This window comes from Paenibacillus sepulcri, from assembly GCF_042647105.1.
Classification (GTDB): Bacteria; Bacillota; Bacilli; order Paenibacillales; family Paenibacillaceae; genus Paenibacillus_Z; species Paenibacillus_Z sepulcri.
Genome location: NZ_JBHRUP010000001.1, coordinates 4068950 through 4081365 on the forward strand (window position 1 = coordinate 4068950; position 12416 = coordinate 4081365).

Genomic DNA, 12416 nt, shown 5'->3' on the forward strand with positions numbered 1-12416 from the left:
AAGCAGATGAGCAATGAGCTGATGTTTGACCGTGTTCCGCCGCAAAATATCGAAGCGGAGCAGGCCGTAATCGGCGCTATTCTGCTGAATGCGGAAGCGCTGATCACGTCCATGGAACGGCTGCGCAGCGAAGATTTCTACTCCCCGGCTCATCAGCTGATTTATGAGGCGATGGTTGAAATCGGCGAGGCCAACCAGCCGATTGATCTGGTGACGCTGACGGCATATTTGCAGGATCGGCAGCAGCTGGAGGAAATGGGCGGAGTCAGTTACTTGTCTAAAGTAGCCAATTCGGTTCCAACGGCGGCGAACGTCGATTATTACGCGCAGATCGTGGAGGAGAAATCCATGCTGCGCCGCCTGATCCGGACGGCAACGCAGATTGTTTCCAACGGATATGCGGCCGCGGACGATGTTGGCATGCTGCTCAATGAAGCGGAGCAGCGGATTATGGAGCTGTCCAACCGCCGGTCCAGCACGGGGTTTATCTCCATTCGCGATGTGCTGATGGAAGTATTCGAGCGCGTCGAGCATCTCTATACCAACAAAGGCGGACCGAGCGGGATACCCTCGGGCTTCAGCGATCTGGACAAGATGACGTCAGGCTTTCAGCGGAATGATCTGATCATCGTGGCTGCCCGGCCTTCCGTCGGGAAGACGGCTTTTGCGCTTAACATCGCTCAGAATGTGGGCGTGCGTGCGCGCGAGACCGTTGCGATCTTCAGTCTGGAGATGTCGGCGGCGCAGCTGGTACAGCGGATGATCTGCGCGGAGGCCAACGTCGATGCGGGAAGAATGCGTACCGGATATCTGGAGGGCGATGACTGGGAGAAGCTGACTATGGCGATCGGCTCGCTCTCCGAGGCTCAAATTTATATCGATGATACACCCGGGATTACCGTAGCCGATATCCGCGCCAAGTGCCGCCGTCTGAAGAAGGAGCGGGGCCTCGGCATGATTCTGATTGACTATTTGCAGCTGATTCAAGGCCGGGGCAAGGCCGGAGAGAACCGCCAGCAGGAAGTCTCCGAAATCTCGCGGACACTAAAGCAGATTGCCCGCGAATTGGAAGTGCCGGTTATTGCGCTCTCACAGCTAAGCCGGGGCGTTGAACAACGGCAGGACAAGCGGCCGATGATGTCCGACCTGCGGGAATCCGGCTCTATTGAGCAGGATGCGGATATTGTGGCTTTCCTCTATCGGGATGATTATTACGATAAGGAATCGGAGAAGAAGAATATCATTGAAATTATTATCGCCAAGCAGCGGAACGGGCCTGTCGGCACGGTCGAGCTGGCTTTTCTAAAAAATTATAATAAGTTTGTGGGGCTGGACCGTTCGCATCAGGAACCTGGACAAGCATCGTAATAGGAGGCTTGTGGAAATAAGACGAGACAATTCCGAACAATTATATGGGCAGCCATACAATTGTTCGTTTTTTATTGACTTTGCTGGGAGTGCCTGCTAAACTGAACATGCTGCCTGCGAATGGCGGTAATTTTCGATGTGCGCTTAACGTCGAATGGGGGTATAACTATGTCAACAGTAGTTGTGGTCGGAACGCAGTGGGGAGACGAAGGCAAGGGGAAAATCACTGACTTTCTGGCAGAAGGCGCGGACGTCGTAGCCCGCTACCAAGGGGGAAACAACGCCGGACATACGATTCTTATCGGTAATAAAAAATATAAACTGACGATGATTCCATCGGGTATTTTTAACGAGAATAAAGTGAGCGTCATCGGTAACGGCATGGTTATCAATCCATCCGCACTCATCGACGAAATTAAATATATTCAAGATAACGGCTTCAGCACAGAGAACCTGAAAATCAGCGACCGCGCGCATGTCATCATGCCCTATCATCTGGTGCTGGACGGTCTGGAAGAAGAGCGCAAGGGCGACAACAAGATCGGGACCACGCGCAAGGGAATTGGCCCGTGCTACATGGACAAAGCCGCCCGTGCAGGCATTCGGATCGCCGATCTGATGGACCCTGAGGAGTTCGAGAGCAGACTCCGCGTTATTATGAAAGAGAAGAATCAGATGATTGAGCAGGTCTACGGCGGCGAGCCGCTGGATTGCGAGGCTATCCTTCAAGAATATCTGGGATACGCGGAGATTCTTCGCCATTATGTGACGGATACGTCTGTTGTACTGAATGATGCCATTGATGCCGGAAAACGCATTCTATTCGAAGGCGCGCAGGGCGTTATGCTCGACATTGACCAAGGCACTTATCCGTTCGTTACTTCATCCAATCCGACGGCAGGCGGCGTCTGCATTGGTTCCGGCGTTGGCCCGTCGAAGATTCAACAGGTTATCGGCGTAGCCAAAGCTTATACAACACGTGTGGGCGACGGTCCTTTCCCGACTGAGCTGAACAATGAAACAGGAGACTGGATCCGTGAACGCGGCCATGAATACGGTACCGTTACGGGCCGTCCTCGCCGTGTTGGCTGGTTCGATAGCGTAGTTGTCCGCCATGCGCGCCGTGTTAGCGGCATCACAGGACTTTCGCTTAACTCGCTGGACGTGTTGTCCGGCCTGGAAACGGTCAAAATCTGTACCGGCTACAAGCTGCGCGGCCAAATCATCGAGACTTACCCGGCAAGCCTGAAGCTGATTTCCGAATGCGAAGCGGTCTATGAGGAAATGCCGGGCTGGAGCGAGGATATTTCCGACGTGAAAACACTTGCCGATCTGCCGGAGAATACGCGCCGTTATGTGGAACGCGTCTCGGAGCTGACAGGCATCCCGATCTCGATCTTCTCCGTTGGCCGCAACCGTGAGCAAACCAACCAGGTACAGCCGATCTACATTTAAATAACATATTGCAGCAGCGGCAATAACACTCTGGGCGGTACGTTGATCTGACCCTAAAGCCGTGAGCCGCAACCAGCAAAACCTGCTGTCATTAGGGGCATTGACCCTATCGCCGCAGCACTTGATCCATATATTCCAAGGACAGCGCCAGGAGCGCTGTCCTTTTTGTATTCTATTTAGAATACAAAATTCTCATTCCTGCCAAGTCTGCAGGGATTCTTGCTTCGCCGTTAGAAGAAGGCGTGAGCCGATATCCTTTTTTTCAATCCTCCCGGTCAGGGACTGGAATTAATAGAGATTTCACCTGAATGTGATTTAGGTCCGGCACATCGTGGTAACTTGAACAAAAGAAGGTTTCTGAATCGCATCGAAAAAGGAGCGAAAATCTATGAAATCTGATCCTCTGACTACCCCAAAGGACGAAGTCCACCAGGCGCCACGGGAGCGCAAAACGAAAGTGTGTCCCGAGAGGGACGGAATCCTGGAACGAAGTAACTAAAGCGCGCTTCTCTGAGGCTCCAACGTTATTCATCCGAGTGTCCAAAGATAAAGTAGGCTCATTCATAAACATACTCATCCGATCAACTCAAACACGCCAACGTTATTCAGGGACGAAGTCCACCAGGCGCCACAGGAGCGCATAATGAAAGTGTGTCCCGAGAGGGACGGAAACGCTCCTGGTACGAAGTAACTAAAGCGCGCTTCTCAGAGGCTCCAACGTTATCCCATTCCGGGTGTCCAGAGGGTCGGAGACCCTTTGGGGTCCCCCTCTGGGGGATTTAGGGGGAATCAGAGGGATCAAACAAGGGTAGTGGCCCCGCCAGGAAGCTCCACGCTCTTCCCGTCCACCGTGATCCAGGCAGAGGCGGCAGAGGGATTGTAAACAATGTGTCCGTTTGCCGAAAATTCCAGATTGCGCAGGACGCGCATATACGCTGTAATCTCCGCATTCGTAGCATACCAGACGGACGCATGTCCGCTCATAAAAGCACAGAATTCCTCCATCAACGCCCAGTTTCCATTGCGCTCAAGGTCATGGCTGTGTCCCCAAACGTAAAAGAGACTCATCCGCTCCATTGGTGTTTCCTTCAGAAACCGCTCCGCATGCTCCATCACTTTATCATCATGGTGGCAGGTTGGGGACCAGCGCAGAAAATCATCCGGCATCCTGAACTGGCCATGGGAAGTAACAGTCCGGGCATAGTGGAGGCCGAGATAGGGCAGTCCGGCGGCAAGCTCCTCATTGTAGGTGCCATAAGGATAGGAAATACCCTTGACGGGATAGCCGACAAGCTCCTCCAGCATCTGACGGCTGTTATACAGCTCGGCCACCCGGATTTCCGGCGGAACGAGCGTCAGATGGGGGTGATGAATAGAGTGGCCCGACACTTCATGGCCAGCGAAGAGAGCGGCGATCTCGCCTGAGGTTAAATATCCGGGGCTGTCCAGCGAGCCGGATACCAGATGAAAGGTACCCCGGATGCCATACCGGTTAAACAGGGCTACCAAACGTCGGTCATGGTCGACACCGTCGTCATAACTCATGGTGAACGCTTTTTGCAGGCCGCCGGGAAAGCGGTTCAGACTTATTTTCATCGCAGATCAGCCTCTCTTTTCATTGAAATTAGACAACACGGCTCCTGGCCCCTCTGATGAAGCGGTTGCATGAATATGCAGCCCCATGGGCGATCGCTCTATCACGTCGACCGGAATGCGTCGCGGTACTCCTGGGGGGTCATTTCCGTCTCTCTCTTGAAAAAGCGTGAGAAGTAGGAGGGAGAGCCGTACCCGATTTGCTCGCCAATCTCCTGGATTTTCCGGTTGGTTTCGGTGAGCAGCCGCTTGGCCTCGGTTATTTTGCGGGTGGTGATGGAATCCGTAATACTGTGACCGGTCTTCTGCTTGTAAAGGCGCGACAGATAGGAGCTGGTCAGATAGACGACCTCCGACAGCTGATTAAGCGATAGCGGCTCATCCAGATGGCTGTCCATATAATCGTGAAGCTTGCGGATCACCTCGTTGGTCTCCCGCTCATTGGCATTATCGCTGTAAGCGAAGATAAGCGCGGCCAGCAGGCGGAAGAAGGCTGTCGCCTTGGGCCATGAAGCATGCTCCTGAATGGCATAGAGCTGCTTCATATTGATGTGCGGCGATATTTCGTCGAAGAGATTCCGGCGGTTTAAATACCCGGAGAAAATAGCTGTAAGCGAGTAAAATACCTCCAGCGCAATCCCGGTCTGCACGCCAAAATGCACCGGAACCGATTCCATAATGTCATCGAACAGGGCATAAAAACGTTCCTGCTCCTTGCGGTCCAGGTAGGAGCCAAGCAGATGAATCCGGTTGATCTTCACCCGTTCCTGGCGGCCGGAGGCTCCAAGGGCAGGCCGGTCTGTCAGCAGCATTTCGCTGCCTGTACCAAGACCGCTTGCGAACAGGACCGAGAACCGGTCAAGCGTCTCGGGAAGCTCCTCCCAGGAGCAGGGCTGGCTGGCCGCGATAAAGGAACAGGGAAGCTTCAAATACGTTTTGATGGCCGCCTGAATCGATTCGATCGTCCCCTGTACGAATCGGATCAGCTCGCGGGACTGATCCTTGGCGCCGGGAGCCGGCTGCATGATCCACGCAAAACGGTGATGTGCATACAGGACGTAGACGCAGTGGAACGCCCCGGCAAAATAGTCCTCAAATATATTGTTGATGGAGAATAGAAAAAGCTCCTTGTCGCCTGGATGCAGGTTCTCCGGCCATGCATCGACGCGGCCCACCGTAAGGATAACCGGCGCAGCGGGCTGAAGCGGGACCGCAAGCTCCCTGAACCGGCGGGAGCGGGATTCGGGTGTGGACTCCGCACCCTCCAAAAGCTCCAGCAGATACTCTCTGCGCAGCACAGGGAGAGTCTGCTGCAGCTGCTGCCGGGCTCTGCCGATCAGCTGCTCCTGCTGCAGTTCCGCTTCAATTTGGCGGACCGTCTTCTCGACAGCCCGGATAATCGCGTTATCCCCTTCTGTCTTCAGCACGTAATCGACAGCTCCGCCGCGGAGCGAGGACTGGATGAATTGAAAATCATTATAGCCCGATAAGAAAATGAACCGGCATCTGGGCCATTGGCGGGTTATTTCCTGCTGCAGCTCAAAGCCGTTCATGCCCGGCATCGCAATGTCGGAAAGGACAATATCAATGCGCATCTCCGAAGCGACTTTCTGGGCATCGTGAGCGTCGTAAGCGCAGTTGATATCCAAATCAATCGTATTCAGCTCCTGAAACAGCAGATGAAGCCCATCGACAATAATCTGCTCGTCATCCACAATCAACAACCGATACACGGGGCACCCCCTGTTTTGAACGTTCAGAAAGGTTACATTTCACGTATACGCTCCTACTATCAGGGTGGGACGAAACTTTCACGCCGCGCAGGAGACAGAAGGGGTTATGCCAATCCCGTCATATCTTCAGCGGCAGCCTAGGTTACATTTCGACTCCGGGTTTTTCGATTCCTTTATTGCCGGTCAAATTGGACATAGAAAGACAACAAGGTAAAGATATCAATATATAACAGCGCTTTCAGGGCGTGCTAGAATGAACTTATCTTCAACAAACCCGAGCGAGGGGAGGGACGGCTGGGCTGCTGGCAGGCTTGTACCAAAAGGCAGGCAGATGCCGGTATGACCTCTGAACGTAAGGCAGATGTTTTTGACACCCCGCGAAAGTTCTTGCTTGACGCGCATGCCATCTTCAAGGCCAAAAGGATAATAAGGAGGCTGTTTACGGATGAGAAGGATTGTTTCGGTTGTGCTGGTGCTGGCGCTTGCTTTCTCCACGGTCATGGTAAGCGCACTGGAGTTTGGTACGAGAAAAGCCTATGCGGCCGACACTAAAATCACGATTACTCCCTCCATGGTTTCGAATGAATCGGGATTGGGAGATGCCACGGAGCTGGTGGACGAGCAGACTTTGGCAGGGGATCCCGCCAATGGGACCGGTGGAACACCCACGACGGCCTGGTTCGGCGGCTGGAGCGGCGTTACTTACCCGATGTATGCGTATATCGATCTGGGCCAGAATTATAATTTAACAAGCATCTATGTCTACGATACGAACAGCACAGGGGATTGGACCGCTTATGCCGGCAGCCCCGGAAGCTGGAGCGCACTGTTTACCGATCCGATGACAAATTATATGACCTGGAATTCCCATCCCGTAACGGTGACTACCCGGTATATCCGGGTCGCATTGGCTACTGGCGGGGCGAATGCAGCGGAGGTGGTGGTGTATGGAACGCCCGCTTCCGGCGGGGGAGGGGATACGACAGCGCCAGGCGCCGTAACGAACCTGGCGGCTCCCGCATCAGCGTCCGGTTCAGTCAATTTGACCTGGACAGCGCCAGGGGACGACAACAACACCGGCACAGCGGCCTCTTATGATGTGAGATACAGCACGGCGGCAATCACAAGCGGCAATTGGTCAAGCGCGGTGCAAGCGGCAGGAGAGCCGTCGCCGCAAGCGGCGGGAGGCAGCCAAACCTTCACAGTGACAGGCTTGTCTGCCGGCACCACCTATTATTTTGCCCTCAAGACGGCGGATGAGGCTTCCAATCTGTCGGCGCTGTCCAATGTGGTGAGCAAAGCCACCGCCACGTCATCCCCGGGAGGCGGCAAAATCACGCTTACCGCTTCCATGATTCTTAACGAATCGGCAGTCGGGGACGCGACCAGGCTGGTCGACGAGCAGTCCGCTGCGGGCAATCCCAAGGGCGGAACCGGCGGGGCGCCGGCCACGATCTGGGATACGGGCTGGAACAGCATCTATTATCCCGCGAGCGTGGTCATTGATCTGGGTACCAACTACGCGCTCAGCGATATTTATTTGTATGACAGCGATTGGGGCGGCTCGGGCGTGACGGTCTCCAGCGGAACGCCATTCAGCTGGACCTCCCGTTTTACCGATAATTTGTCTAATTCGCCGGATAACTGGGTGGGGCATGCGGTGAATTTCACAACGCGTTATCTGCAGCTCAAAATAGACGGCTGCTGCCTGAACGCCAGTGAAATCGTGCTCTACGGCACGCCGCAGGGCACGCCAGCGGCTCCGCCGACACCAGTTGCGCCAACGCTGCCAACGATGGATAAGCTGATCGGGATCAATGCTTTTATCGACGATCCGCTTGACAAGATGCAGGTGGCGGGCTTTGTCCGTGAATATCATAACTGGAATTGGGATGAAGGCGATCTGTGGAATTGGGGCTCGATTCAGACGGGATACACGCCCGGCACGAACAAATTCAACCCGAGCTACGCCGGAGGCGGCTGGAACTTCGATTCCTATTACACGGGACTGAAGAATGCCGGCATCACCGTAAGCCCCGCCATTCAAGGAAGCGTCGGCTGGCTGACGGCCCAGTCAGACGACAAGCCAATCTCTGCAGGGGAGGATTCACTTGCTCCCGCCTCCTATTCGGAGCATGCCGATCATCTGTTCCAATATGCGGCCAGATACGGCGGTACGGCGGTTGCGGACAGCAAGCTGAAGCTGGCTTCCGGTCAGCCGCGCAGCACGGGACTCAATCTGCTGACTTATTACGAGAACGGCAATGAGAACGACAAGTGGTGGGCAGGACGCACGCCCTATTTTAACCCCTATGAATATTCGGCGATGACAAGCGCGGATTACGATGGACATCAAGGGGCGATGGGGAATACCTACGGGGTGAAAAACGCCGATCCCAACGCCAAGCTGGTCATGAGCGGTCTGGCTGATCCGAACCTCGAATATATCCGTGCCATGAAGTTCTGGGCAGATTGGAACCGGGCAGGCAGCGTTCCTTTCGACGCGATTAATATTCACCACTACAGCAGCAATGGAACGAACCAGACCGACGGTACGATCGGCATCAGCCCGGAAGACGACGATCTGAAGGGTCTGCTGAAGAAGTTCGTCGATTACCGCAACCAGTACATGCAGGGCAAAGAAGTGTGGATTACCGAGTTCGGCTATGATACGAACGCCGCTTCCATTCAGCGTGCGCCTGCTATCGGCCCGAATTCCGGAGAGGAAGTGCAGGCCCAGTGGCTGGTCCGTTCCTATCTGGCGGCAGCGGCGGCAGGTGTCGATAAAGCGGCCATGTATATGCTGCGCGATGTGGATGGCGCGGACGCAGGACGATTCGCTTCCAGCGGACTGACCGGCAGTCCGGACACGAACTGGGCGCCGAAAATCTCCTGGTATTATGTCTACACGTTGAAGAACCGTCTGAGCGGCATGAGGTATTCGGGCGAAGTCGCCTCGGGTAACACAAACGTACGAATCTATAAATTCAAGAGCGCGACGGGAAGCGGCGGGGCTTATGCGGTATGGGCGCCTACCAGCAATAATACGACCGTTAATAATTATCAGCTTACGCTGACAGGCTCGCCAACGAGCGCGACGAAGGTTGCGATGGCTTCCGGAGACACCGACGGAGTTCCATCGGCAATTGCGATCACAAGCGGCAAGGTAACGGTTAACGTGAGTGAAAGACCGCAGTTTGTGCTGGTGAACGACATCCAATAGCAGCGTATGCTGCACTGGAAATAAGCAAGCAATCAGGCAAAGTCTCCTTCCAAGGGAGACTTTGTCTTTTTTTCGAAATTAAGGGTTATAGGGTAGAGAAACTAGCTGCTTGCTGTTATACACGAGGATGGGATCTGTTTTGCAGAATAGATAAAAATGACCGTTTTTTCGTTATGAGATGTTTAGGGCCAAAGGGGTGAGGTCACAGAGGACTTTATCCCTTTGTTCCGCTGCTTCTTCTAAATGTAGAGCGGATACGGCCATTCCACCCTGAGCGAAGCGTCCTTATAGATTCCATTTTAATTAAGAGAGAACAATCTGGCTGCGCGGTTGAAAGAATGATAAACGCTGCTTTTCCTCTTCGGTTACGGTAGCTGCAAAAAGTCCTGCTGCATGTCCGATGCCATTCATCCTGGGCCGGGAGCGGGAATGAAATGAAACATTTTCCATTTTCGATTGAATGGTTCCTATCATGACTGCCCATACTGGAAAGTATAGGTTTCCGGTAGAGTCCATCATAGATTCGAAAGAAGAAAGCAGGTAGAGCATGCGGAGGATGATTACAATGTGGAAAATGGCCGGATGGCTGGGCAGGGCGGTTGCAGCAGGGCTGATTATCAGCTTCCTGTCCATTTGGACGACGGGATATGTGGTGAACAGTTATGTCGAAACGCTGCTGAAGCAGTATAACATTCCTTTGGAACAAACGCCTTTTGCGATGAGCGGGGTATGGGGCGGACTGTGGGGGGCCGATCAGGCACCGGAGAAGTCTGCGAGCCAGGAGACAGCATCGGGAAATCAGGAATCGGAGAATCAAGAGTCGGATAATGCAAGCCAGACGGGTTCCGAAGCGGATTCGACAGCAGGAACAGATGATTCCGTCATCCCGGGACTGGGGGACTCCAGCTCGAATACGGATAATACCGTGACTGAAGAAGACTCTACGGCCGAAGCGGGCGACAGCAGTGGAAGCAGCAGCGATGGAGCGGGCGAAGAACCCTCTGGAAATAGCGATGTGACTTCGACAAGTGAAACGTCTGGCGGGAGCGGTACGCCGCCGGCTGACGAGGATGCTGCGGGTCCGGGAGGGGAAGATACGCCGCTGGCCGTAGACGCGTTCGGCGATGAGCCCGGTACGCTGACTGACATTGGCGGTGGAACGGGACCCAAAGGCAACAGCAGCGCTTCCAGCGGCAGCTCAGGCCAGACAGGCGAAGCGTCGGAGGAAGGCATGGCGATGACGACGGATCAGTTGAATGCCGCAAAGGACAGCATAAGCGACGAGGACAAGCAGGAAATGTTTAGCGTTATTATGAAAAAACTGCCGGCGGATTCGTGGCAGCGCATCTCCACTTTAATCGAGGGCGGGCTTACTGCGGAGGAAATGACGGAGGTTCAGCAGCTGATCGCGCAAAATCTGGACAGGACCGAATACGACCGGATGATGGAAATTCTGAAAAAATATTAATTTTTGATAAAGAGCGGTTTGGTTGATCCCCGTATATGGCATGTGCTAAAGTAATTCGTAGCCATCCATGTACAATTTTCCAATGTCGGATTTGGTCATTTGACTGAACGAGAACGCGAAAAGGAGCCAATCATGACCGTTTTGAAGCATAAGAAACCACTCGCAATTCTTGGCGGCGCCCTTGTTCTGCTGGTTATTGCAGGATTCAGCGGCAGCCAATACATAAAAGCACATACAGTCGATTTTGTTCAAGTATACAGGGACGGCCTGCTTATCGGCGATTTAAGCTCCCAGGATCAGGTTAATGCGCTCATCAGCCGCAAGCAAGAGGAAATTACAGCCGCCAATCCCAATGTGAATATGGTCGTGGAAACCGGTGAGGTAACATACGAGCATAAAAGCGCTTACAAAGCAGAGCCGCAAAGTGAAGCGACCCTGGCCAAGCTGGAGAGTCTGATAACCAGCCATGCTACCGGAGTTGAGCTTAAGGTTAACGGGAAGACCGTCGGAATCGTGAAGGATCAGGCAACGGCGGATTCGCTGCTGAAGCAGGTGGAGAACAAATTCGCTCCCCAGGAAGCAGCGAAGGCCAAATCGCCCCAGGTTAAGGCGCTTTCCTTCAACGCCACCAGTACCGAGTCAACCGACAAGCCGACCACGGCGCTCAAATCCGTGAAGATTCTGGAGAAGGTCGAAACGGAAACGGCGGATGTGCAGCCCAAAGACATTGCCGATCCTGACGCCTTATATTTAAAGCTCGTAAAAGGCACAGTTACCCCCACCAAGTATACGGTCCAAAAAGGCGACTGCATCGGCTGTATCGCAGCCAAATTCAATATTTCGCCCCAGGTGATCTATGAACGCAACAACTGGATTGAAGATGATATGATCAAAGAAGGCGAAGTGCTCGATCTGAGCGTGCTCAAGCCGCAGGTGACCGTTGAGACGGTAGAGAATGTAACGGAAACCTTGATCATTGAACCGAGCACGGTGGTCCAGAAAAACAGCAATATGAAAATAGGCGAATCCAAAGTGATCCGCGAAGGTAAAAGCGGCAAGAAAACATTGCTCTATCAGCTTGTCAAGCAGAACGGCTACCTCATGAAGGAGGTGCTGGTCAGTGAACAGGTGCTGCAGAAAACCATCCCTGAAATCGTCATGAAGGGCACCAAGCTCGTTGGCGAAGGCACGGGCAGCTTCTCCTGGCCGGTAAGCGGACATACGGTTACCAGCAGCTTCGGCGGACGCTGGGGAAGCATGCACAAGGGCCTCGATATGGTTGGCGACAAAGACGTCATGGCAGCAGATACCGGCGTCGTGAGCTTTGCCGGAGAGAAAAGCGGATATGGCAACTGTGTAATTATTAACCATAAAAACGGATATGAAACACTCTACGGACATTTAAGCAAAATTTCCGTCAAGGTGGGGCAGACGCTGGAGAAGGGCGATGTCCTCGGCATCATGGGAAATACCGGTCATTCCTTCGGCACTCATCTGCATTTTGAGATTCATAAAGACGGCGATCTGCAAAATCCGATCAAATATTTATAGGTTTCGCACTTATCGGCACCCTCGG

Annotated in this window: 7 protein-coding genes; 5 read left to right on the forward strand and 2 right to left on the reverse strand. The window is 53.7% G+C overall.

The window, feature by feature from the left end:
* Positions 1-6: 6 nt before the first annotated feature.
* Both dnaB and ACFOLF_RS18065 read left to right on the forward strand, forming a co-directional pair.
* Positions 7-1368 (forward strand): replicative DNA helicase, encoded by a 1362-nt coding sequence (dnaB, locus tag ACFOLF_RS18060; protein WP_210046623.1) that lies wholly within the window; start codon positions 7-9, stop codon positions 1366-1368.
* Positions 1369-1536: 168 nt separating this feature from the next.
* Complete coding sequence (locus ACFOLF_RS18065; protein WP_210046624.1) at positions 1537-2823, forward strand: adenylosuccinate synthase; 1287 nt, start codon at positions 1537-1539, stop codon at positions 2821-2823.
* Positions 2824-3621: 798 nt separating this feature from the next.
* Here ACFOLF_RS18065 and ACFOLF_RS18070 read toward each other — a convergent pair.
* Both ACFOLF_RS18070 and ACFOLF_RS18075 read right to left on the reverse strand, forming a co-directional pair.
* On the reverse strand, positions 3622-4419 hold the full coding sequence (locus ACFOLF_RS18070) for a polysaccharide deacetylase family protein (protein ID WP_210046625.1): 798 nt from the start codon (positions 4417-4419) through the stop codon (positions 3622-3624).
* A 101-nt stretch (positions 4420-4520) separates the two neighbouring features.
* Complete coding sequence (locus tag ACFOLF_RS18075; RefSeq protein ID WP_210046626.1) at positions 4521-6149, reverse strand: response regulator; 1629 nt, start codon at positions 6147-6149, stop codon at positions 4521-4523.
* Positions 6150-6594: 445 nt separating this feature from the next.
* On the opposite strand from ACFOLF_RS18075, the gene ACFOLF_RS18080 reads away from it, so the two are divergent.
* The 3 genes from ACFOLF_RS18080 to ACFOLF_RS18090 all read left to right on the forward strand — a co-directional run bounded on the left by ACFOLF_RS18080 (position 6595) and on the right by ACFOLF_RS18090 (position 12391).
* Positions 6595-9372, forward strand: a complete 2778-nt coding sequence (locus tag ACFOLF_RS18080) for a fibronectin type III domain-containing protein (protein WP_210046627.1) — start codon at positions 6595-6597, stop codon at positions 9370-9372.
* A 565-nt stretch (positions 9373-9937) separates the two neighbouring features.
* Positions 9938-10840, forward strand: coding sequence for a hypothetical protein (locus ACFOLF_RS18085; protein WP_210046628.1), 903 nt, complete (start codon positions 9938-9940; stop codon positions 10838-10840).
* A 132-nt stretch (positions 10841-10972) separates the two neighbouring features.
* Positions 10973-12391, forward strand: a complete 1419-nt coding sequence (locus ACFOLF_RS18090) for a peptidoglycan DD-metalloendopeptidase family protein (RefSeq protein WP_210046629.1) — start codon at positions 10973-10975, stop codon at positions 12389-12391.
* Positions 12392-12416: the final 25 nt, after the last annotated feature.